The following is a 22,460-nucleotide window of genomic DNA, read 5'->3' as shown; positions in this document are numbered from 1 at the left end:
GGGTGCTGCCGTGACAGGTCCGATCGCCGGATCAGCCTGAGAGGCGGACCGGCATGATCAGGTACTTGTACGCGTCGTTCGCCTCCGCGTCGAGCGCCGGACGGCCGCTCAGCAGGGCGGGCTTGGTGGACGTCGTGAAGGAGAGCTGGGCGACCGGGGAGTCGATCGCGCTGAGTCCGTCCAGCAGGAACGTCGGGTTGAAGGCGATCGAGATGTCGTCACCGTCGAGCACGGCGTCGACGCGCTCCACAGCCTGTGCGTCGTCGCTGGAACCCGCTTCCAGGATCAGCACGCCCTGCTCGAAGCTGAGCCGCACCGGGGTGTTCCGCTCGGCGACGAGAGCCACACGCTTGACGGCCTCGACGAAGGGGGCGGTCTCGATGACCGCGACCGAGTTGAACTCGGTGGGGAACAGCGTCCGGTACTTCGGCAGGTCGCCTTCGAGCAGCCGCGTGGTCGTACGCCGGCCCGCGCCCTCGAATCCGATCAGGCCTTCACCGGCGCCGGAACCGGACAGCGCGAGCGTGACCGTGTCACCGCTGGTCAGCGCCTTGGCGGTGTCCAGGAGCGTCTTGGCGGGCACGAGGGCCACCGCCGAGGCGTCCGGGTTCTCCGGCTTCCACAGGAACTCGCGGACCGCGAAGCGGTAGCGGTCGGTGGAGGCGAGGGTGACGGTGTCGCCCTCGATCTCGATCCGCACGCCGGTGAGCACGGGCAGCGTGTCGTCACGGCCCGCGGCGATGGCCACCTGGGCGGCGGCGGAAGCGAAGACCTCACCGGGAACGGTGCCGGTCGCCGTGGGCATCTCCGGCAGTGCCGGGTACTCCTCCACAGGGAGGGTGTGGAGTGTGAATCGCGAGGAACCGCAGACCACGGTCGCCCGTACACCGTCTGTGGAAATCTCGACCGGCCTGTTGGGAAGGGCGCGGCAGATGTCGGCGAGCAGCCGGCCGGAGACGAGCACCGTGCCGTCCTCGTCGACCTCCGCGTCCACCGAGACCCGTGCCGAGACCTCGTAGTCGAAGCTCGAGAAGCTGAGGGCTCCGTCCTCGGCCTTCAGAAGAAGGCCCGCGAGAACGGGGGCCGGCGGACGGGCCGGGAGGCTCCGGGCCACCCAGGCCACCGCCTCCGCGAGTACGTCGCGCTCCACCCGGATCTTCACCGGAACCGCCTCCTGCTGTTGCTCGCTCGCCCTGCTGGCCTTCGTCGTCTGGTCGGGGTCTTCCTGCCGTGGGGCAGGGGAGGACGCCGGGGTCCAGTCTGACGTACGGCACCGACACTCGTTGCTGCTCGGGGTCAAGTCGCGAGAAGCGGTCCGGAGCGGTCCGGCCGAAGTTGTGCACAGGCCCCACTTCGAAGCGGATTCCTGGCTAACTATGTGTGGCAGTAGTAGTAGGGCCTGTGGAAACCGTGGATAACGTCGTTTTCGCAGGTCAGCACCGGTTTTTTGTCCACCGACCCTGTGGGCGGCACCGGTGGACAACCAAGCGCTTCTGTGGACACGCGAAAGTTCTGCACACCCGGTGCACAGGAGTAGGTCACTTCTCCCCAGGGCTGTCCCCAGCTTTACCCCGGTTCCCCACAGCCCAACCGACCCCCTTGGTGTGACGCCTTTCACTCCGAGCGGTGAGAGCGGGTGTTGCGTTGCCGAACAGTGGACAGGGGTGTGGAGAAGCTGGGGACAACATCATCCAGCCTGTGGGCCGACAGTGGACAACCCGAACGGCCCCCTGTGGACGGGAAAGTTGTCCACAGGCTGTGGATCATCGTTGACCACAAATCCCCAGCCACCTGACCTGGCCTGATGGGGTATCGATTGTCAGGCCTGTGGACGCATTATGGACAACTTTGTAGTCCCCAGGCTGTGGACGGCGGATTCCCCGCAGATCTGTGGAGAAGTGCCTTCCACAGGCTCCTATTCGAACAGCGGCGACGCCGAGTAGCGGACGGTCGCTGCCCGCGACAGGTTTACGAGGGGTCCGCGAGGGGGTCAGGGCGGCCCCGGAAGCGCCAAGGAAGCATCTCCGGACCTTCCACAGCCCTCTCCGGACCTTCCTCGTGCCTCTCCGCGGCTTCCTCAGGTCTCTTCGGGTACGACGAAGGGCGCCCCGGGAGACCGGTCACGGTCCTCCCTGAGCGCCCTTCGTCGTACCGGGGACGAATCCCCGGACCTCGGACCGTCAGCTGTTCTTGATGCGGTTGGTGAGCTCGGTGACCTGGTTGTAGATGGAGCGCCGCTCCGCCATCAGCGCACGGATCTTCCGGTCGGCATGCATGACCGTCGTGTGGTCACGGCCGCCGAACTGGGCACCGATCTTCGGCAGGGACAGGTCCGTCAGCTCACGGCACAGATACATGGCGATCTGCCGTGCCGTCACCAGCACGCGGCTGCGCGACGATCCGCAGAGGTCCTCGACCGTCAGACCGAAGTAGTCGGCGGTCGCGGCCATGATGGCCGGCGCGGTGATCTCGGGTGCCGAGTCCTCGCCACCCGGGATCAGATCCTTCAGTACGCCCTCGGTCAGGCCCAGGTCGACCGGCTGCCGGTTGAGGCTGGCGAAGGCGGTCACCCGGATCAGGGCGCCCTCCAGCTCCCGGATGTTCCGCGAGATGCGGGAAGCGATGAACTCCAGCACCTCGGGCGGGGCGTTGAGCTGCTCCTGGACCGCCTTCTTGCGGAGGATCGCGATGCGCGTCTCCAGTTCGGGCGGCTGCACATCGGTGGTCAGACCCCACTCGAAACGGTTGCGCAGACGGTCCTCGAGCGTCACCAGCTGCTTGGGCGGCCGGTCCGAGGAGAGCACGATCTGCTTGTTCGCGTTGTGGAGCGTGTTGAAGGTGTGGAAGAACTCCTCCTGCGTCGACTCCTTGCTCGCCAGGAACTGGATGTCGTCGACCAGGAGGATGTCCACATCCCGGTAGCGCTTACGGAAGGTGTCGCCCTTGCCGTCGCGGATCGAGTTGATGAACTCGTTGGTGAACTCCTCCGAGCTCACGTACCGCACCCGCGTACCCGGATAGAGGCTCCGCGCGTAGTGCCCGATGGCGTGCAGCAGGTGGGTCTTGCCGAGCCCCGACTCCCCGTAGATGAACAGGGGGTTGTACGCCTTCGCGGGGGCCTCGGCGACAGCCACGGCCGCCGCGTGAGCGAACCGGTTCGACGCGCCGATGACGAAGGTGTCGAAGAGGTACTTCGGGTTCAGCCGGGCCTGCGGCTCGCCGGGGCGGGGCGAGGGCGACGACTGCCCGCCCATCGTCCCCGGACCGCCGCCGCGTCCTGTGCCGGGACCGTTCTGACGGTGCTGGGACTGCGGGTCCTGCATGTCGTGGCGGTCGGGGCGCTGCTGCTCGTAGCCCTGGCGCTCCGGCGGCTGGGAGCGGTAGTCGTGCTGCGGCTGCTGGGGGCGCGGGCTCGCGTACGGGTCACGGTCCTGGTAGCCGCCGTGCCGTGGCTGCTGCCAGGAGAGGTCCTCCTGGGACCGAGGCCAGGCGCCGGGCTCGGGGCGCTGCTGCTGGTAGTCCGGGTAGGCCGGACGGGCCGTGGGCATGTCGTCGTCCGAGGGACGGCGACCGTAGTTGTCGTAGCCGTCGTCGTGCTGGGAGTCGTCGCGCTGACCCTGGTAGCGGTGCGACTGCTGGCCCTGGTGCGACTGGTGCATGGGGGGCGCCGGCGGGGACGGCGGTTCGCCCGCCGAGTCGTCGACGGTGATCGCGATCCGGATCGGGCGGCCGCACTCACGGGTGAGCGTCTCGCTGATGAGCGGCGCGAGCCGGCCCTCCAGGACGCGCTTGCCCCATTCGTTGGGCACGGCCAGCAGCGCGGTGTCGGCGACCAGGGCCAGGGGCTGGCAGCGTTCGATCCACTGCTTGTCCTTCGGCTCGATGCCTTGCTGCCCCTCCCCGAGCAGTTGCTCCAGCACGCGTGGCCACACTGCGGCAAGATCGGCAGGTACGTCAGCCACGGGGCACGCTCTCTCGCAGGTCCCACGAATGTGTGGTTCTCGGGACGGGATGGGTCGGGTCGGGTGAGGCCCGGCAGTCGGGAAGGAAAAGAACCGGAGTTCAGCCACGGTAGTCAGGCCGACCCGCACGGTTCAAGTTGTTGTCCACAGGCTGTGCACAGCGGGGGGTCGCGCGGGGCCGGTTTGACCGGATGGCGCAGCCGCGCGTACCGTGACCAGGTCGAGTTGTCGATGGCTGCTGCCGCCTGCCTCCGATGGGCAAAGATCACGATCTGTGATTGTGAAGCGGTGCACTAAGGCGTTTACGCGAGTTCCTCGTGGGCGCACGGTGACAGCCAGGCGATGTCCCGCCAATACACGATCATTTCTGGAGCCCCCGAGTGAGCAAGCGCACCTTCCAGCCGAACAACCGTCGTCGCGCCAAGACCCACGGTTTCCGCCTGCGTATGCGTACCCGTGCCGGCCGTGCGATTCTCGCGAACCGCCGTGGCAAGGGCCGCAGCAGCCTGTCCGCCTGATCGCTAACAGGTCCATGACGTGCTGCCTACCGAGAATCGGCTGAGGCGGCGCGAGGACTTCGCGACCGCGGTACGACGAGGACGCCGGGCAGGTCGCCCGCTACTCGTCGTCCATCTGAGCAGCGGTTCAACGGACCCGCACGTGACGGGGGAGAGTGCTCCCCCGCCGCGTGCGGGTTTCGTTGTCAGCAAGGCCGTAGGCGGAGCAGTCGTACGCACAGCGGTGAAGCGAAGGCTTCGCCATCTGGTCCGCGAACGGCTGGCTCAGCTGCCCCCCGGTAGCCTTGTTGTCGTACGAGCGCTGCCCGGATCGGGCGACGCCGAACATGCACAGCTGGCCCGAGACCTGGATGCCGCCCTTCAGCGGCTACTGGGAGGGGGCGCGCGATGAAGTACCCGCTGCTGGCTCTCATCAAGCTGTACCAGTGGACGATCAGCCCACTTCTAGGGCCTGTCTGCCGCTACTACCCGTCGTGTTCCCACTATGGATATACGGCGATCGACCGGCACGGTGCGATCAAGGGAACTGCGCTGACCGCATGGCGCATCCTTCGGTGCAATCCGTGGTCACCCGGCGGTGTGGATCATGTTCCGCCGCGCAGACGTCCGCGTTGGCACGAGCTGCTGCGCAACGCTGTGCGCGGCGGTAAGGGCGGGGACTCCGCCGCTGATGTGCCGTCCGGAGGCTCGCTTACCGAGCTTCCGAGCCCGGCCACAGAGACCTCGCCCAAAGCTCAAGGAGCCTGATTAGTGGACACGATTGCCAGTCTGTTCAGCTTTATCACCACCCCTGTTTCCTGGGTCATCGTCCAGTTCCACAAGGTCTATGGCGCCCTCTTCGGTGAGGACACGGGATGGGCCTGGGGCCTGTCCATCGTGTCTCTCGTGGTCCTGATCCGGATCTGTCTGATCCCGCTTTTCGTCAAGCAGATCAAGTCCACCCGGAACATGCAGGTGCTCCAGCCGAAGATGAAGGCGATCCAGGAGCGCTACAAGAACGACAAGCAGCGTCAGTCCGAAGAGATGATGAAGCTGTACAAGGAGACGGGTACCAACCCGCTCTCCTCGTGCCTCCCCATCCTGGCGCAGTCCCCGTTCTTCTTCGCCCTCTATCACGTGCTCTCGTCCATCGCCTCGGGCAAGACCATCGGCGTCATCGATCAGCCGCTGCTGGACAGCGCACGTCAGGCGCACATCTTCGGCGCTCCGCTGGCCGCCAAGTTCATGGACAGCGAAGAGAAGGTCCAGGCGCTCGGCGCCTCGCTGACCGACGTCCGTGTCGTCACCGCGATCATGATCGTGATGATGTCGGCCTCGCAGTTCTTCACACAGCGCCAGCTGATGACGAAGAACGTCGACCTGACCGTGAAGACCCCGTACATGCAGCAGCAGAAGATGCTGATGTACATCTTCCCGATCATCTTCGCCGTGATGGGCATCAACTTCCCCGTCGGTGTCCTCGTGTACTGGCTGACCACCAACGTCTGGACCATGGGTCAGCAGATGTACGTGATCAACCAGAACCCGACGCCGGGCAGCAAGGCGCAGGAGCAGTACCTGGGACGCCTGCTGAAGAGCGTCACCTCCCATGGGCAGGTACGCGGGCGGACACGGCGCAACACCGTCAAGCGGGTCGTGGCCAAGGGTTCCGACCGCAACGACATCGAGCGCAAGTTCATCACCGGTCTGGCCAAACTGGGCCTCGCGGCTCAGGAGGACGGCACCGTCACGAAGAGCGACGCGGCGATCGCCGAGGCGGAGGGCGCACCCGCGCCCAAGCGCCATCAGCCCAAGCGCCAGACCAAGGCGAAGCGGCACACGGGTGCTGCTCAGACCGGTGGGGCCAAGGAAGCCGACTCCACCGAGCCGGAGGCCAAGACCTCGCTGGAGAAGCGGGACGCCCCGCAGGACGCAGCACAGGACGACCAGCCGAAGCCGGCGGGCAAGCCCGCTACCGGCTCCTCACGCCAAGCCAAGCCCGGACAGCGCAAGGGCCAGCGGCCCAAGCACCCGTCCAAGAAGTAAGAAGGAGTCCATCCGTGACGGAAGGCACCGTGACCGCGGCCGCTGAGGGCAGCGACACCCTGACCCGCCTTGAGCAGGAGGGTGAGATCGCAGCTGACTACCTTGAGGGCCTGCTCGACATCGCTGATCTTGACGGCGACATCGACATGGACGTCGAGGCGGACCGGGCGGCGGTTTCGATCATCAGCGAGTCCGCAAGTGATCTGCAGAAGCTGGTCGGGCGCGACGGTGAGGTGCTGGAGGCACTGCAGGAGCTGACGCGCCTCGCCGTTCACCGGGAGACCGGTGACCGGAGCCGTCTGATGCTGGACATCGGCGGGTTCCGGGCCGAGAAGCGTGAAGTTCTTGCCGCGCTGGGCGCCAAGGCGGCGGATGAGGTCAAGAGCTCCGGTGAGCCGGTGAAGCTTGACCCCATGACGCCGTTCGAGCGCAAGGTCGTGCACGACGCCGTCGCGGCAGCGGGTCTGCGCAGCGAGTCCGAGGGCGAGGAGCCGCAGCGCTTCGTCGTCGTTCTGCCGGCCTGACCGGACCCTTGTACTGTCGGCCCCGTCTGTTCGCAGGCGGGGCCGATCTTTGTCAGCCTGATAGTCAGCCACCCACAGTGCGCTAGTGCGGTACGGAAGGACGGTCCCCGTGACGGAGGCAGCAGAGCTCCCCCAGGCGCCCGAAGAGGCGCAGGCGGTATTCGGTGAGCTCTTCCCAGAGGCTGTCCGGTACGCGGAACTGCTTGCGGACGCGGGGGTCAAGCGCGGGCTGATCGGCCCCCGCGAGGTCCCGCGGCTGTGGGAGCGGCACCTGCTGAACTGTGCGGTGCTCTCCGAGGTGGTTCCGGAAGGTGTGACGGTGTGCGACGTGGGCTCCGGGGCGGGACTTCCCGGTATCCCGCTGGCTCTCGTACGCCCAGACCTGAAGATCACCCTGCTGGAGCCGCTCCTGCGGCGGACCAACTTTCTCCAGGAGGTCGTCGAGCTTCTGGGGCTTGACCATGTGACGGTCGTGCGAGGCAGGGCCGAAGAGGTGCTCGGTACCTTGCAGCCGGTCCATGTGGTGACGGCTCGCGCCGTGGCTCCGCTCGATCGTCTCGCGGGCTGGGGTGTGCCGCTGCTGCGTCCCTACGGGGAGATGCTGGCGCTCAAGGGCGACGCCGCCGAGGAGGAGATCAACGGGGCTCGCGCGGCACTCAGCAAGCTCGGAGTGGTGGAGACCGAGGTGCTGCACGTCGGTGAAGGCGTGGTCGATCCCACGACCACAGTGGTGCGCGTGGTGGTTGGGGAGAGCCCCGGCGGTGTGAGGTTCGCCGCAAAGAGGGCCAAGGCGGCGAGGGTGAGCCGTACCCGCCGACGCCGCTGAGCGGTAACCCGACGCGGTTTGTGACTGACTGTTTCAGGCTGTTACCTACAGTTCATCCCTTCTGTCAGTGATGCTCCATACAAGCAGGCATACGTACCTGGTGCGGAGTGTCGTAGAAGGCTGACGCCGCTTCGCGGGCATCGTGTTTCACGTGAAACGTCGCTCTCTGCTGCAGGGAATTATCAGCCGCGGTCGCGCGGCTGCCACGCCGCGCGACCGCAAGCTCGTACGGGTTGCGGAGTTGTCCCCAGAAGTGGATTCATCCACAGAAGAGCGGGCCTCGCTGGTTCACGACCCCGAAAGCATGGCAGGCTCTGCTCATTGCGAGCTTGAAGTCGAGGAGAGTGAATCCTTGCGGTCCGACGCCAACATCGCGGGACCGATGGCCGATCCGGTCCCCGGTCCCCGAACCGAGTCCGCGGGGGAGGGTGTTTCACGTGAAACACCGCCCCCGATGGACGACACACCCATCGGTCGTGCGGCCCAGCTGGCGGTTGAGGCCCTCGGCCGCGCCGGCGAGGGGCTGCCCCGCCCTGACCAGACGCGCGTCATGGTGGTGGCCAACCAGAAGGGCGGCGTGGGTAAGACGACCTCCACGGTCAACCTTGCGGCCTCCCTGGCACTTCACGGTGCTCGCGTCCTGGTGGTCGACCTCGACCCGCAGGGGAACGCTTCCACGGCTCTGGGGATCGATCATCACGCCGAGGTCCCCTCCATCTATGACGTCCTCGTCGACAGCAGGCCACTCTCCGAGGTGGTTCAGCCCGTCCCGGACATCGAAGGCCTCTTCTGTGCTCCTGCCACCATCGATCTCGCCGGTGCGGAGATCGAGCTGGTGTCCCTCGTGGCACGCGAGAGCCGGCTGCAGCGGGCTATCCAGGCGTATGAGCAGCCGCTCGATTACATCCTCATCGACTGCCCGCCCTCACTCGGTCTGCTGACGGTCAACGCGCTCGTTGCCGGAGCCGAGGTCCTCATCCCGATCCAGTGCGAGTACTACGCGTTGGAGGGGCTGGGGCAGCTGCTGCGGAACGTCGATCTGGTCCGTGGCCACCTCAACCCGGATCTGCATGTGTCGACGATCCTGCTCACCATGTACGACGGCAGGACCCGGCTCGCCTCCCAGGTCGCGGAGGAGGTGCGCACCCACTTCGGCAAGGAGGTGCTGCGGACCAGCATTCCGCGGTCCGTGCGCATCTCCGAGGCACCGAGTTACGGCCAGACGGTGCTGACGTACGACCCGGGGTCCAGCGGCTCCCTGTCGTACCTTGAGGCGGCCCGCGAAATCGCCCTGCGAGGCGTCGGGGTGCACTACGAGGCGCAACATGCCCGGACGGGCAGTCAGAACAGCCAGCAGAGCATTTCGGAGGGCATCCAGTGAGTGAGAGTCGTAGAGGGCTGGGGCGTGGGCTCGGTGCGCTGATCCCCGCCGCACCGCAGGAGCGTCAGGTCGGGTCCCCCGGGTCCGGGCCGAGTGCTGCTCCGGTGCTCACCGCCGAGCGAGGTGTGGCCGCGGCCAAGGTGACTACGTTGCCCTCGGCTCCGCTGGTGCCGGAGCCGAGCGCCCCTGCCGGGGAGCCGGAGACCGCTGCTGAGATGCGGGATGCGGCCGGGGCGTACTTCGCCGAGGTTCTTCTGGGGTCGATCACCCCCAACCCCCGGCAACCGCGTGAGGTCTTCGACGAGGACGCGCTCGCCGAGCTGGTCACGTCGATCAAGGAGGTGGGTCTCCTCCAGCCCGTCGTGGTGCGCAAGGTGGCGGAGGACCGCTACGAGCTCATCATGGGTGAACGGCGTTGGAGGGCCTGCCGCGAGGCCGGCCTGGAGCGGATTCCTGCGATCGTGCGGGCGACGGACGACGAGAAGCTGCTTCTCGACGCTCTTCTGGAGAACCTTCACCGTGCCCAGCTGAATCCGCTGGAGGAGGCAGCTGCGTACGACCAGCTGCTGAAGGACTTCAAGTGCACGCACGACCAGCTGGCTGACCGGATCGGCCGGTCCCGTCCGCAGGTATCCAACACACTGCGCCTGCTGCGGCTCTCACCGCCGGTGCAGCGCCGAGTCGCGGCGGGTGTGCTCTCGGCCGGTCACGCGAGGGCTCTGCTCTCGGTGGACGACTCGGAGGAGCAGGACCGGCTCGCTCACCGCATCGTCGCCGAGGGGCTTTCGGTGCGGGCTGTGGAGGAGATCGTCACTCTGATGGGGTCCACCCCGTCCAGTTCCACCAAGCCGAAGGGGCCGCGCGCTGGTGGCAGGCTGTCTCCGGCTCTCAGTGATCTCGCCTCTCGGCTTTCGGACCGCTTCGAGACCCGGGTGAAGGTCGACCTGGGGCAGAAGAAGGGCAAGATCGTCGTCGAGTTCGCCTCGATGGAAGATCTGGACCGCATTCTCAGCAGCCTCGCCCCGGGTGAGGGGCGCGTCCTGGACCGGGGACTCTCCGAAGAGCCCGCCGAGGGCGACGAGGACTGACCTTTCGGTCGACGGAGGGCGGGCCAGGTCCGGATGATTACCGGACCAGGGCCCGCCCTTTGCTCTTTCCCGGTTTCCGTGACACGTCTGGGTGGATACGATGCGTTCTGGTATGGCGCACCCACCTTGATGCCACCTCGGAGGAGGTCGCGGGTATGCGAGCAGTGAGCCGCAGCCGGCTGCTGACGGTCGGCCTGGGCTTGGGGGCGGTCGGAGGGTTCTTCGGCAGCCTGTTTCGTGAACGGAGTGCGCTGGCAGCCGCACTGGGTGCGGCGGGCGAAGGAAGTGAGGAACCGCCTTCATGGGGCGTCGGCTCGTACCGCTCACCTTGGATAACCTTCCGGATCTCCCCGGACGCTGCCGCTCGTGTGTCTTCTGGGAGCTTGACCCGGTCAGCGGGGAAGCTGCGGTAAAGGCGGGCAACCCTGAGGTGGAGAAGGAAGCCTGGATCTCCGCCGTTCTGCTGGAGTGGGGCTCCTGCGGCCGGCTCGTGTACGTGGACGATGTGCCGGCCGGCTTCGTGCTCTATGCGCCGCCTGCCTATGTGCCGCGCGCGACCGCGTTCCCCACGAGCCCCGTCTCGCCCGACGCCGTACAGCTGATGACCGCGCTGATCCTGCCTGGCTTTCAGGGCCAAGGGCTGGGCCGGGTGTTGGTGCAGACGGTTGCCAAGGATCTGCTGCGCCGAGGATTCAAGGCCATCGAGGCCTTCGGGGACGCCCGGTGGAAAGAGCCGGCCTGTGTTCTTCCGGCGGACCACCTGCTGTCGGTCGGCTTCAAGACCGTCCGCCCGCACCCCAAGTACCCAAGGATGCGACTGGAATTGCGGACGGCGCTTTCGTGGAAGGAAGACGTCGAGCTTGCCCTGGACCGATTGCTGGGCGTCGTCCAGAAGGAGCCGGCGCTGCGGCCGCTCTGAGTGGATCACCGCACATACGGAAACGGGGCCCACCCCGAGGGGTGGGCCCCGTTTCACGTGAAACAGAGTGCGCCGGTCAGCAGTCGCCTTACTCGGCGATGAAGGGTTCGAGGTCGCGGAGGATCGCGGCCTTCGGCTTGGCGCCGACGATGGTCTTGGCCACCTCGCCGCCCTGGTAGACGTTCAGCGTCGGGATGGACATCACGCCGTACTTGGCAGCAGTGGCCGGGTTCTCGTCGATGTTGAGCTTGACGATTTCGATCTGGTCCCCGTGCTCAGCCGCGATGGCCTCCAGCGAGGGGGCGATCTGACGGCACGGACCGCACCAAGCGGCCCAGAAGTCCACCAGTACGGGCTTCTTGCTGTTGAGGACTACCTCGTCGAAGGTGTCGTCGGTCACGTTCTTCAGGGCGCCGGCCACGGCGGCCTCCTTAACTTCGCGGGGTATGGGGTGGGGTTGCCGTCGGTCAGACCGCGGGGGTCTTCTCCGGTTCGGCGAGCTTCTCGTCGGCGAGCGCGGCAAGGAAGCGTTCGGCATCGAGTGCGGCGGAGCAGCCGGTACCGGCAGCCGTGATGGCCTGGCGGTAGGTGTGGTCGACGACGTCACCGGCGCCGAAGACACCCTGGAGGTTCGTGCGCGTCGAAGGCGCCTCGACCTGGAGGTAGCCCTCGTCGTCCAGGTCGAGCTGTCCCTTGAAGAGCTCGGTGCGCGGGTCGTGGCCGACAGCGATGAACAGGCCGGTCACGGGGAGTTCGGAGGTCTCGCCCGTCTTGGTGTTGCGCAGCGTCAGGCCGGACAGCTTCTGCTCGCCCTGCACCGCGGCGACTTCGCTGTCCCAGGCAAACTTGATCTTGGGGTCGGCGAAGGCGCGCTCCTGCATCGCCTTGGAGGCACGCAGGGAGTCACGGCGGTGGACGATCGTGACAGACCTGGCGAAGCGGGAGAGGAAGGTCGCTTCCTCCATCGCCGTGTCGCCACCGCCCACCACTGCGATGTCCTGGTCCTTGAAGAAGAACCCGTCACAGGTCGCGCACCAGGAGACGCCGCGTCCGGAGAGCGCGTCCTCGTTGGGCAGGCCCAGCTTGCGGTGCTGGGAGCCGGTGGTGACGATGACGGCCTTGGCGCGGTGCACCGTGCCCACCGTGTCGGTGACGGTCTTGATCTCACCGGTCAGGTCGACGGCGACCACGTCGTCCGGGATGAGCTCCGCGCCGAAGCGCTCGGCCTGGGCACGCATGTTGTCCATGAGCTCGGGGCCCATGATGCCGTCCTGGAAGCCGGGGAAGTTCTCCACGTCGGTGGTGTTCATCAGAGCACCACCAGCGGTGACAGCGCCCTCGAACACCAGCGGCTTCAGCGACGCACGAGCCGTGTACAGGGCGGCGGTGTAACCCGCCGGCCCGGAACCGATGATGATCACATTGCGGACGTCGCTCACGGGTGTCTTCCTCGTCTCTGCAGACTGCCTACTGCCTACTGGGGCCGGTTCAACGACTCTCACCCCACCCAACGGATCCTACGGGCCATGCATTCCCGACGTGCCGCGGCATACGGCGCAGACGTCAGGGGCGGGTGTAGGAGTGAGTGAGGAGCAGCTTTCCCTTTGTGCTGGGTGTGGCGTCCACGCAGACCGCGTCAATGACGTAAGCCTGCACGCGCGAGGCGTCGGTCGGGTGGGGCAGGACGACGAGATAGGCGTCGGTGCCCTGGTAGACGCCCTGTTCGGCGGCCAGCGGCGGGGTATTGCGACCCGTGCCTTGTTGTACGCAGGGAGGGACGGTCACCGCGGGCGTGAGCAAGGGGTTCCGAGGCTCTGAAGGGTCTGCGGACGAGATCTCAGGGCTCACCTGCGAGTCGCCGCTCGGTTGCCTCTTCTCGCCGCCCGGAGTGCGCGAAGCGACGTCGCCGAGGAGCGCGCTGACGCGACCCTCCAGCGTGCTTGCAGAGAAGGTCTGTGCGCCATCGGCTGCGCTGGAGCTGCTGTCCGCCATCTTCGTGGCTGAATCCGAGTTGTTCGACGTCTGCACGGACTGCAGCAGGAGGGCGCTCACGCCGATCACCGCTGCGCCGAATGCGGCACCGAGGACTGCCGTGCGGCGTCGACGGGCGCGGCGGCCGGGGCCGTTGGCACCCCGGGGGTGACCGGCCGGACGATCCGTCGGAGTACTCTTCGAACCTCCGGTCCCCTCGTCGGTGGGCTCTGTTTCACGTGAAACAGAGCCCGGTTCAGCGGGAGCGGTGGAGTTCAGGAGCGCTTCGGCGGCAAGCGCGGCATCGATACGGCCGGCGACATCGTCGGGCATCCGCGGAGAGCCGGGCAGGGTTCCCAGGAGTCCGCGGATCTCATCAAGTGAGGTCTCCACGTCGGCGCACAGCGCGCATCCGTCGATGTGGCTCCGGACCTCCGCCGTGCGGGAGGCGGAGAGGAGTCCCTCGGTGAGATCCGAGATCTCCGAGACGTCCGGGTGCTGATCCGTGTCGGCCGTGGAATTCACGAGCGCCCACCTCCTCCCTTCGCAGCAGCAGGATCACTTGCCCCTGCATCCTTAGGTCCCGACGCCGGTGGGACGGATGTCCCCGGCGAGCGGTTCCTTCCCAGCGTGCGGTCACCGCTGTCCCCGGTATCGGAGCGGAGATGAGTGAGCATCGGGACCAGTCTCGCGCGGCCGCGTGCACAACGGCTCTTCACGGTGCCGGTCGGAACATCGAGGATGCGGGCGGCCTCGGCGACCGGATAACCCTGCATGTCGACGAGGACGAGCGCGGCGCGCTGCTCCGCCGGCAGCTTGGCGAGAGCGGCCAGGAGTTCGCGGTGCAGATCCTGGCGTTCGGCGGGTGCCTCGGCGGACTCATGAGGTTCGAGGAGCTGATCGAGGCGATCGGGATCGTCGACCGGGGCTGTCTTCCGCGAAGCGGCCTTCCGCACGCGGTCGAGGCAGGCGTTGACGGTGATGCGGTGCAGCCAGGTGGTGACCGCGGACTGCCCTCGGAAGGTGTGAGCGGCGCGGAAGGCGGAGATCAGGGCGTCCTGGACCGCGTCCGCCGCCTCTTCGCGATCGCCGAGCGTACGCAGAGCCACGGCCCAGAGCCGGTCACGATGCCGCCGTACGAGCTCACCGAAGGCGTCCGGCTCGCCGGCTACGTGCCGGGCCAGGAGATCATGATCGTTCGTGTCGGCGAATCTGGCGTCGTCCAACGGTGAGCCCCCTCCCCTGGTGCCGTCAGCTGGTGATCTTGATGTCCGAGACCTTGCCGCGGAATCTACCGTCGTCGCTCAGGGGCAGATTAGTCAGCCAGACGAGAACGTACCGCGCCTTCACGGGTTCCTCAGGCTTCAGGGACACCTTCATCCCTGATCCGTCGGCGACCTTGGTGAAACCATCGGGAAGCGACGGCACGGTTGAATTCTCCGTCGTCCGGAGCTCCGCCGAAGTGGTGCCGCCGAGGAAGGAGACGTCCACGGCGCCGACCTGCTGGACCTTGCCGAGGTCGAGGACGACTCCGACACCGTCCTTGAGGTTGCCGAAGGCGGCGCTGAAGTAGCCGTCCGTGTGCCAGAAGGTGCTGGGATCACCGTCGTGCACGTTCTTTATCGCAGCGGGCTTCTCGGAGCCGTCCCCGCCGAGCGGGTCGTAGTCCCTGGCCGCGGCGATGGCGATGGGTTTGCCGCCCTCGTCCGCCTCGTTCTTCTTGTCGACGTCAGGAGTCGGCCGGCTGGTGCCCGGGTCCACGGGGTCCTTGCCGCGGTCGAGGACGGTCTCGGCGAGCTGCCAGCTGCCGAGACCGAGCGCCGCGATCAGCAGGGCGGACACGGCCCACTTCAGGGCCCTGCCCGTGCGGCTCTGCAGAGGTGACGGCGGTGCCATCACGGGCTGGGTCACCAGGTTCGGATGGGACGGAGGACGCCCGTAGGTGCCCTGTTGGTAGGTGGTGCGCTGGTACTCGGGCGGTGCGGTGAACGTCGGTTCCGGCGGCAGGATGCGCGGCATGGCCGCGACGGCCTTGGCCAGCTCGTCCGGAGTGGTGCAGGGCTGCTCCTGCCGGGACGCGGTCGCCCCGTCGTTGGCAAGCGCCCGCATGGCGATTTCCGAGAGTCCGCGGTGAACGCCTGCCCGCACCTGGTCGGGCGCGATCAGCCCGACACCCTTGGGCAGCCCCGCAAGCCCGTACGCGTCGTTCTCGTACGGCCAGCGGTGCGTCAGAGCGGCGTAGAGCAGCGCCCCGATGGCTTCGGTGTCCGTACGCAGCGGACGGTCGGCGGTGATGCCCCGCAGCGCGGCGTTCACAGCGAGACCGCGGATCCGGTACTGCCCGGTCGAGCTGCGCAGCACCGCTCCGGGGGTGAGTCTCAGATGGGCCAGGCCCTCCCGGTGGGCGGCCGCCATGGCCTGGGAGATCTGGCTGACGAGCTGGTACGCGTCGTGGGCTTCCATGGGTCCGGAGGCCAGCAGAGCGGTGAGCTCCGTGGCGTCCGGAAGCCACTCATGGACGACGTAGACGAGGTCGTCCTCCTCGACGGCGTCCAGGACCTGAACGAAGCGCGGGTCGCCGAGCAGAGCGGAGGACCGGGCGGCGGCCAGCACGGAGCGGGCACGCGGGTGGTCTGCGGGCAGGAGATGGACTCCCACCGCACGGCGCAGCTTCTCGTCGACAGCGCGCCAGCTGCTGAATCCGTCCAGACGGGTGACGCACTCCTCGAGGCGATACCGTCCGGCGAGTTTGTGTCCACTGTGCACATCGGGCGCCCGGGGAATGGCTCGTGAGCCCTCTCGCCCGACGGCCGTTTCCTTGGGGCTCACGCCTGCTGCGTCCTTGGGTTCCGCGGTCCCGTCGGTCGTTGCCTCGTCCGCCTTGGCGGTCAGCGGCTCGTCGCCGCTGTTGTCGGCCACGTCGACGGAAGCCGTGCTACGTTCCGCCACCGTCGTTCCTGCCTCCCCATCCGTTGAGCGATGCCAGCCGGCTCTGCACAGTCACGCCAATTGTGCCCACACCCCGGCGCTATGCACGACACGCGGTGTCCGGCGATGGTTGTGCTTCCCGGTCCCCTTTAGCGTCCGAGCCGTCCCCGGACCATGCCGACCATGCCGTTGAGTTCTTCGATGCGCATCTTCTTCGCCGCCAGGAAGAAGACGCCGAGCAGCACGATGCCACCGCAGATCAGTGCGGCGAGCGAGCCCAGGGCGCCCTCGCCCAGCGCGGTGAGAAGGGCGTAGCCGATGCCGCCGCCTACGACGGCCGCGGGCACCGCCGCCAGGCAGAGACGTGCGTAGGTGCGCACGATGTGGGCGCCGTCCAGGTCGCCGCCGAGCCGGTTGCGCAGCCGGCGCCAGGCGATACCGACCCCGACCGCGTAGGCCAGCCCGTACGAGGCGGCCATGCCGACGACCGCCCACTCGGCGGGAAGGAGCACGTAGCTGAGCGCGGAGGCTGCTGCGTTGACCACCGCCACGATGACGGTGTTGTAGAAGGGGGTCCGGGTGTCCTCGTACGCGTAGAAGCCGCGCAGCACCACGTACTGCACGGAGTACGGGATGAGGCCGAGCCCGAACGCCATCAGGATGAAGCCCATCGAGCGGGCGGCTTCGGTGCCGCTGGACGCGTACAGCAGGGTGCACATCGGCAGGCCGAGCGCGAGGAAGGTGAAGGCGACCGGCACGATGGCCACCGCCGAGTTCCGCAGTCCCTGCGAGATGTCGTCGCGTACCGCGCCGGGGTCGTTGTCGTGGGCGGCCCGGGAGATGCGGGGGAGCAGAGCGGCCATGACCGAGACGGTGATGATGGCCTGCGGCATGGCCCAGATCAGCTGGGCGTTCGAGTAGGCCAGGAAGCCGGTTCCGTCCTTGCCGGACGCCTCTCCCGCCGAGGTCGCCAGCTGGGTGACGACCAGCACGCCTGCCTGGTTGGCCAGGACGAACAGGACGGTCCACTTGGCAAGCTTGATCGTCTTGCCGAGGCCGTGGCCCTTCCAGTCGAAGCGCGGGCGGAAGCGGAAGCCCGCCTCGCGCAGGTACGGAATCATCGCGAGGGCCTGGACGGTCAGGCCGAGCAGCGTGCCGATGCCCAGGAGCTGGATGCCCTCGTCGGGAATCGTCGCAACGCCCATGTCGGACTCGCCCGAGGTGCCGTAGACCCAGATGAAGAGGCCGAAGGTGAAGATCATGACCACGTTGTTGAGGACCGGGGTCCACATCATCGCGCCGAACTTCCCGCGGGCGTTCAGGATCTGGCCCATCACGACGTGGACACCCATGAAGAAGATGGTCGGCAGGCAGTACCTGGCGAAGGTCACTGCGACGCTGTTGGCCGCGGGGTCCCCCGAGATCGTCTGCGACATCATGCCGATCAGCCAGGGTGCCGCGAACACCGCGAGGACGACGATCACCCCGAGCGCGACCATCACGAGGGTCAGCAGCCGGTTGGCGAAGGCCTCTCCGCCGTCCTCGTCGTTCTTCATGGAACGGACGAGCTGCGGGACGAACACCGAGTTGAGCCCGCCGCCCACGGTGAGGATGTAGATCATCGTGGGCAGGGTGTACGCGATGGTGAAGACGTCACCGAGGGTCGCCGCACCCAGGGCGGCGGTGATGACCAGGCTGCGTACGAAGCCGGTGAGCCGCGACACCATGGTTCCCGCGGCCATCAGCGCGCTGGACTTCAGAATGCTGGAGGCACGGCCGCCCGACTTGGGCGGGACGGGAGCCGGGGTGGGTTCGGGCTCCGGCGTGCCAGAGGGCCTGCCAGAGCCTTCCTGGTCCCGGAAGAGGTGGGCGAAGGCGTCCGGCTCCTCGCGGTCGTCCGACGCTCGGGTGACCAGGTCGTCCACTCCTACGAACTGGGTGGTCGCCGCGTTGTCGCCGTACGGGAGGTGCCGTGACGGGCCGGATGGCTCCGGGGCGGGAGTCTGGGCCCACAGCCGGGGATCGGGGGCGTAGGGGGCCGCCGGGGGCTGCTGGTAGAGGGGCTGAGGCTCCGGGAACGTGCCCGGGGGCGGCGGCGGGTGCGACGCGCGGTCGTACAGCGCTTCGGTCACCGGATCCTGGGCCGCGAGGTCCTGGGCCCGGTAGGGGTCGTGATCGTAGGCGTGCTGAAGGTACGGATCGGGAGGCGTCTCGTTCTCCCCGCTGCCCGGAGGGACCGCCGGCCCACCGGGGGCCCCACCTCCGCCCGCGCCCTGGCCGCGGTCACCGTCGTACGGCGCGTTCATCGAAACCCCACCTCATCGTCCCCGGCCGACCGGCCTCGACAGACATCGCTCAACGGTCCACTTTCTCACCCGTTCCTGACGGGTCCCCGCTTTCCGGACCGGTGTCCGGCGCCGGGTCACTCGGCTGCTCGGGTTCGCCGCCGTTGTCCTCCGTGGTGTCGCTTGCGATGGTGCGCTTGCGGTGTGTGTACATCCTGATGCCTGCCAGGACCAGCAGCAGCAGCCCCCCGGCGATGACGAGGAGCACGGTGGGCGTGACCTCCGAGACCTTCACCGTGAAGGTCATCTCCTCGCCGTACGGTGTGCCGTCTTCGGTGAACAGCCGTGCGGTGACCTGTACCTGGCCGTTGACATTGGCAGCTGCGTCGAACTTCACGGACTGACTGTGTCCACCCGCGATCTTGACGGGCTGCTCCGCCACGGCACCGCCGTCGTTGAGCTTCAGCCGGGTCGCGTTCTCCGACGTCAGCCGGAGGACCAGGTTGTCGACGTCCTGCACCAGCTTGTTCTGGACCGTGACAGGAATCGTCGCGCTCCGGCCGGACAGGGTGACGTCCGACTTCGCGATGAGCTGGACCTCACTGGTGAGACTGCGCAGGTACGTGCGTACCGAGTCACGGTACCGCTGCGCCTCCAGCGGCCTGCCTCGCCATGCCACCGACATGGAGCGGTTGATCGCGTTACCGAAGGGGGTCACCACCCGGTCCGGCTGGGTGAGGATGACCTCGAAGCTGTTGAGCGAGTCCTTGGTCGTCCTGATGTCCTGGAACGCCTGGGTGGGAAGCTCCTGGCCGCGCAGCTTCTTCGGGTACTGGGAGGACGGGGGCACCTTGGTCGTCGCCCGGGGGTCGGGCTTCTCCTCGGCCGCAGCCGTCAGATCGATGGGCTGTGTCCAGCGCTCGTCGAGGAGCGCGTGCAGAGAGGAGGCCATCGACTGGGCCTGGGACGTACTGGGCGTCCGCTGGGGGGCGACGACGATGCTTCGCTGCTTCTCGGGATCCTGCTCCGTGAGTGCCAGCGTCTGGGCCAGGAACTTCTGCACGGCGAGCGTGGAATCCCCGGCGTGCGACATGTCGCCCCTGAACGCCGTCGAGAGCCGGTAGTCCGCGACCACGGCCGTGGTGCCACCGCCGATCGGCCGGGCGGCGGTCGGCGTGTAGAGAAGGCTTCCGGTGTCCGCGAGGCTGTCACTGCGGGCGATCACGTTGTGGGCGCCGGCCGAGGTGGCGACGTCGACGATCGAAGGATCGACCGCTCCTTCCACCGGCCAGGAGAAGTCGGTGGACGGCTTCACATGGAGGATCGTCTCCACCGTCGAACTCGCCACTTCGGTGGCGTTCTGCAGGTGGCTGAGGGTACCGGAGACGCTCTTGCCCCGATGCGCGATCGACGCGAGGTCGGGATCGGCGAACGGCAGCGCGATCACCCTGCCGTCCTCCACCGCTGTCCCCAGTGCCGTCAGCCACTGCTTGGCGACGTCCTGGTTCTTTCCCGCGACCGTGGTGTCCCCGACCTTGATCCGGTAGTTCTTCGTCATCGCGTCGACCGTGGCCAGCAGATCGGGGTCGATGACCCAGGTCACCGGAAGCTGTCGGCCCAGCGAGACCAGCTGTTCGAGCCGGCCGCCCGGGGCGAGCTCGGCCGCGAGGTCGTCATCGGTGAAGACCGGTGTCTGCTGTTCGTCCGATCCGGTCTCGGCGCTCACATGGGCCGAGCCGATGAGCGGCCAGAGGTACGTCAGCTTTGTCTTGGCTTCGCTTTCCTTGGGCTGCCAGGGAAGAAAGGTGCGCTTGATGCCCAGGACGTGGTCGTAGGACACACGGGCGGTCCGGCCCGAGAGCGAGACGCCGATCTGGTAGACGCCGGCCTCGTTCAGCGGCAGCTTGCTGACAGGCACGGAGAACGTGAAGTCCTGGCTGAGCCCGGACCGCAGATTCGCGGTCTTGACCGTGTACTTCCCACCGAGCGGAGCCGGATCGACTCCCGGTACGTATCCGGTGCGCTTGGCTGCGTTGTCGATCGCCGTCCTGCCGGACAGTTTCGGTCCCACCCGCAGATCGACGGACGCTCCGGTGATCGTTTCCTTCCCCCTGTTCGTCAGGGTGCCGGAAACGGTGAGGGTGTCGCCCTTCACGGGTGCGCTGGGGGTCAGTGTGTCGAGAGACACTGCGACGGTGCTGGAGCCGGTGGGTGCCTTCGCCGGTTCTGCCGCCTGCGCCGTGGGCCCCGTGGGACCGCTGAGGAGGCCGGCCAGCAGCGGCGCCCCGAGGAGCAAGGAGGCCGTGCGCCGCAACCACCGGCGGGCAGGAGCGGGACTCATCCCCTGAAAGTCTGCCGCCTCGGCCACGCGCCTACCCGTCCTCGTCGTCGTCAACTGCTGTCGCTCGTTGTCGGTCCCTGCGTCCACGCATGGTAACGATGTGCGCCGGAGCTAAGTGCTGGGGACTGCGCCACGTGATCGGGAGAGTCTCGCAGGGTCACAAGAAACAATGACGCCCGGGCCGGTCGGTGCACGTACCCTTTTCTGTTGTGCCGAACGCCAACGAAGACAACGCCAGTGCACTGAGCCAGGTGCAGCACCGCGCAGTCAGTGAACTGCTGCGGGTGTCCCCTGTCGCCGACGACCTTGCCCGCCGATTCCAGGAGTCGGGGTTCAGCCTCGCGCTGGTCGGTGGCTCGGTCCGTGACGCGCTGCTCGGCAGGCTCGGGAACGACCTGGACTTCACGACCGACGCTCGCCCCGAGGACGTGCTCAAGATCGTCCGTCCGTGGGCGGACTCGGTGTGGGAGGTCGGGATCGCCTTCGGCACTGTCGGGTGCCAGAAGGACGGATACCAGGTCGAGGTCACGACATACCGGTCGGAAGCGTACGACAGGGCGTCGCGCAAGCCCGAGGTCTCCTACGGTGACTCCATCGAGGAAGACCTCGTGCGCCGGGACTTCACGGTCAACGCGATGGCCGTCGCTCTGCCGCAGAAGGAGTTCGTGGACCCGCACGGCGGCCTGAAGGACCTCTCGGAGCGCGTCCTGCGTACGCCTGGGACTCCGGAGGAGTCCTTTTCGGACGACCCGCTGCGGATGCTCCGCGCGGCCCGGTTCGCCGCACAGCTGGACTTCGAGGTCGCCCCGGACGTCATCGCGGCGATGACGGACATGGCCGGGAGGATCGAGATCGTCTCGGCCGAGCGGGTCCGTGAGGAACTCAACAAGCTGCTCCTCTCCACTCACCCACGCAAGGGTCTGGGTCTGCTGGTCGACACAGGCCTGGCAGCCCATGTGATGCCGGAGCTCCCCGCGCTCCGCCTGGAAAGTGACGAGCATCACCGCCACAAGGATGTCTACGAGCATTCGCTGACCGTTCTCGAGCAGGCCATCGACCTCGAAGAGGACGGGCCCGACCTCGTGCTGAGGCTTGCCGCTCTGCTGCATGACATCGGCAAGCCGCGCACTCGACGCTTCGAGACGGACGGCCGTGTCTCCTTCCACCACCACGAAGTGGTCGGCGCGAAGATGACGCGGAAGCGGATGACCGACCTCAAGTACTCCAACGACCTGGTCAAGGACGTCTCGAAGCTCGTCGAACTGCACCTGCGCTTCCACGGCTACGGTGACGGGGAGTGGACCGACTCCGCGGTCCGCAGGTATGTGCGTGACGCCGGCCCCCTCTTGGAGCGTCTGCACAAGCTGACCCGCTCGGACTGCACGACGCGGAACAAGCGCAAGGCGAACGCTCTCTCGCGGACGTACGACGGCCTTGAGGAGCGCATTGCCCAGTTGCAGGAGCAGGAGGAGCTGGATTCGATCCGGCCCGACCTGGACGGCAACGAGATCATGAAGGTCCTGAACGTCGGCCCGGGGCCGGTGATCGGCAAGGCGTACGCCTTCCTGCTGGAGCTGAGGCTGGAGCACGGGCCGATGGAGCGCGATGCGGCCGTGGCCGCACTCAAGGAGTGGTGGGCCACACAGAACTGAGGCCGGGCCCGGTCATGTTTCACGTGAAACATGACCGGGC

At 67.4% G+C, this 22,460-nt stretch carries 19 protein-coding genes; 10 read left to right on the top strand and 9 right to left on the bottom strand.

Going from position 1 to position 22,460, the window contains the following annotated elements; translation table 11 throughout:
* Positions 1 to 31 precede the first annotated feature (31 nt).
* Positions 32 to 1,162, bottom strand: coding sequence for a DNA polymerase III subunit beta (gene dnaN, locus AB0C82_RS22450; RefSeq protein ID WP_362844772.1), 1,131 nt, complete (start codon positions 1,160 to 1,162; stop codon positions 32 to 34).
* Between the two features lie 1,018 nt (positions 1,163 to 2,180).
* Complete coding sequence (gene dnaA / locus AB0C82_RS22445) at positions 2,181 to 3,962, bottom strand: chromosomal replication initiator protein DnaA (RefSeq protein ID WP_362844770.1); 1,782 nt, start codon at positions 3,960 to 3,962, stop codon at positions 2,181 to 2,183.
* A 380-nt stretch (positions 3,963 to 4,342) separates the two neighbouring features.
* Between dnaA and rpmH the strand changes: the two genes are divergently transcribed.
* From rpmH to AB0C82_RS22400, 9 genes are all read left to right on the top strand, one after another.
* Positions 4,343 to 4,480, top strand: coding sequence for a 50S ribosomal protein L34 (rpmH, locus tag AB0C82_RS22440; RefSeq protein WP_003967884.1), 138 nt, complete (start codon positions 4,343 to 4,345; stop codon positions 4,478 to 4,480).
* Positions 4,481 to 4,499: 19 nt separating this feature from the next.
* Positions 4,500 to 4,871 carry a ribonuclease P protein component gene (rnpA, locus tag AB0C82_RS22435; RefSeq protein WP_185299719.1) on the top strand — a complete coding sequence of 124 codons (372 nt, stop codon included), beginning with the start codon at positions 4,500 to 4,502 and terminating at the stop codon, positions 4,869 to 4,871.
* Positions 4,868 to 5,227: a membrane protein insertion efficiency factor YidD gene (yidD, locus tag AB0C82_RS22430; protein WP_362844766.1), complete on the top strand. Its 360-nt coding sequence runs from the start codon at positions 4,868 to 4,870 to the stop codon at positions 5,225 to 5,227. The genes rnpA and yidD overlap by 4 nt, the downstream gene beginning before the upstream one ends.
* A gap of 3 nt (positions 5,228 to 5,230) precedes the next feature.
* Positions 5,231 to 6,505, top strand: coding sequence for a membrane protein insertase YidC (gene yidC, locus AB0C82_RS22425; RefSeq protein WP_362844763.1), 1,275 nt, complete (start codon positions 5,231 to 5,233; stop codon positions 6,503 to 6,505).
* Between the two features lie 14 nt (positions 6,506 to 6,519).
* Positions 6,520 to 7,029, top strand: a complete 510-nt coding sequence (locus AB0C82_RS22420) for a R3H domain-containing nucleic acid-binding protein (protein ID WP_362844760.1) — start codon at positions 6,520 to 6,522, stop codon at positions 7,027 to 7,029.
* Positions 7,030 to 7,138: 109 nt separating this feature from the next.
* On the top strand, positions 7,139 to 7,855 hold the full coding sequence (rsmG, locus tag AB0C82_RS22415) for a 16S rRNA (guanine(527)-N(7))-methyltransferase RsmG (RefSeq protein WP_362844757.1): 717 nt from the start codon (positions 7,139 to 7,141) through the stop codon (positions 7,853 to 7,855).
* Positions 7,856 to 8,159: 304 nt separating this feature from the next.
* Positions 8,160 to 9,236: a ParA family protein gene (locus AB0C82_RS22410; protein WP_362844754.1), complete on the top strand. Its 1,077-nt coding sequence runs from the start codon at positions 8,160 to 8,162 to the stop codon at positions 9,234 to 9,236.
* Positions 9,233 to 10,324 carry a ParB/RepB/Spo0J family partition protein gene (locus AB0C82_RS22405; protein WP_362844751.1) on the top strand — a complete coding sequence of 364 codons (1,092 nt, stop codon included), beginning with the start codon at positions 9,233 to 9,235 and terminating at the stop codon, positions 10,322 to 10,324. The genes AB0C82_RS22410 and AB0C82_RS22405 overlap by 4 nt, the downstream gene beginning before the upstream one ends.
* Positions 10,325 to 10,625: 301 nt before the next feature.
* Positions 10,626 to 11,243 carry a GNAT family N-acetyltransferase gene (locus AB0C82_RS22400; RefSeq protein WP_362844748.1) on the top strand — a complete coding sequence of 206 codons (618 nt, stop codon included), beginning with the start codon at positions 10,626 to 10,628 and terminating at the stop codon, positions 11,241 to 11,243.
* An 88-nt stretch (positions 11,244 to 11,331) separates the two neighbouring features.
* On the opposite strand, the gene trxA is transcribed toward AB0C82_RS22400, so the two are convergent.
* The 7 genes from trxA to AB0C82_RS22365 all read right to left on the bottom strand — a co-directional run bounded on the left by trxA (position 11,332) and on the right by AB0C82_RS22365 (position 20,795).
* Entirely contained in the window at positions 11,332 to 11,664 is a 333-nt protein-coding gene (gene trxA / locus AB0C82_RS22395; RefSeq protein WP_362844746.1) for a thioredoxin, read from the bottom strand.
* Between the two features lie 46 nt (positions 11,665 to 11,710).
* Positions 11,711 to 12,682: a thioredoxin-disulfide reductase gene (gene trxB / locus AB0C82_RS22390; protein WP_362844743.1), complete on the bottom strand. Its 972-nt coding sequence runs from the start codon at positions 12,680 to 12,682 to the stop codon at positions 11,711 to 11,713.
* 124 nt (positions 12,683 to 12,806) lie between these two features.
* On the bottom strand, positions 12,807 to 13,739 hold the full coding sequence (locus AB0C82_RS22385; protein WP_362844740.1) for a hypothetical protein: 933 nt from the start codon (positions 13,737 to 13,739) through the stop codon (positions 12,807 to 12,809).
* Positions 13,736 to 14,440 carry an RNA polymerase sigma factor SigM gene (sigM, locus tag AB0C82_RS22380; protein ID WP_362844737.1) on the bottom strand — a complete coding sequence of 235 codons (705 nt, stop codon included), beginning with the start codon at positions 14,438 to 14,440 and terminating at the stop codon, positions 13,736 to 13,738. The genes AB0C82_RS22385 and sigM overlap by 4 nt, the downstream gene beginning before the upstream one ends.
* A gap of 25 nt (positions 14,441 to 14,465) precedes the next feature.
* Entirely contained in the window at positions 14,466 to 16,163 is a 1,698-nt protein-coding gene (locus AB0C82_RS22375; RefSeq protein ID WP_362844734.1) for a serine/threonine protein kinase, read from the bottom strand.
* Positions 16,164 to 16,291: 128 nt separating this feature from the next.
* A complete protein-coding gene (murJ, locus tag AB0C82_RS22370) occupies positions 16,292 to 18,448 on the bottom strand; it encodes a murein biosynthesis integral membrane protein MurJ (protein ID WP_362844731.1) in 2,157 nt (718 codons plus the stop codon).
* Positions 18,449 to 18,497: 49 nt separating this feature from the next.
* Positions 18,498 to 20,795: a DUF6049 family protein gene (locus tag AB0C82_RS22365; protein WP_362844728.1), complete on the bottom strand. Its 2,298-nt coding sequence runs from the start codon at positions 20,793 to 20,795 to the stop codon at positions 18,498 to 18,500.
* A 182-nt stretch (positions 20,796 to 20,977) separates the two neighbouring features.
* Here AB0C82_RS22365 and AB0C82_RS22360 point away from each other — a divergent pair, with 182 nt between their 5' ends.
* On the top strand, positions 20,978 to 22,420 hold the full coding sequence (locus tag AB0C82_RS22360; RefSeq protein WP_362844725.1) for a CCA tRNA nucleotidyltransferase: 1,443 nt from the start codon (positions 20,978 to 20,980) through the stop codon (positions 22,418 to 22,420).
* Positions 22,421 to 22,460: the final 40 nt, after the last annotated feature.

The sequence above is a fragment of the Streptomyces sp. NPDC048560 genome (assembly GCF_040650955.1).
Taxonomy (GTDB): Bacteria; Actinomycetota; Actinomycetes; order Streptomycetales; family Streptomycetaceae; genus Streptomyces.
The sequence above is the reverse complement of the archived record's forward strand: the minus strand, read 5'-3'. Positions and strand labels throughout refer to the sequence as shown.

What these genes read in the sequence shown, in the direction of transcription:
- AB0C82_RS22400 (WP_362844748.1), top strand. Translation starts at nt 10,626, where the DNA reads ATGGGGCGTCGGCTCGTACCGCTCACCTTGGATAACCTTCCGGATCTC.
- AB0C82_RS22410 (WP_362844754.1), top strand. Translation starts at nt 8,160, where the DNA reads ATGGCAGGCTCTGCTCATTGCGAGCTTGAAGTCGAGGAGAGTGAATCC.
- yidD (WP_362844766.1), top strand. Translation starts at nt 4,868, where the DNA reads ATGAAGTACCCGCTGCTGGCTCTCATCAAGCTGTACCAGTGGACGATC.
- murJ (WP_362844731.1), bottom strand. Translation starts at nt 18,448, where the DNA reads ATGAACGCGCCGTACGACGGTGACCGCGGCCAGGGCGCGGGCGGAGGT.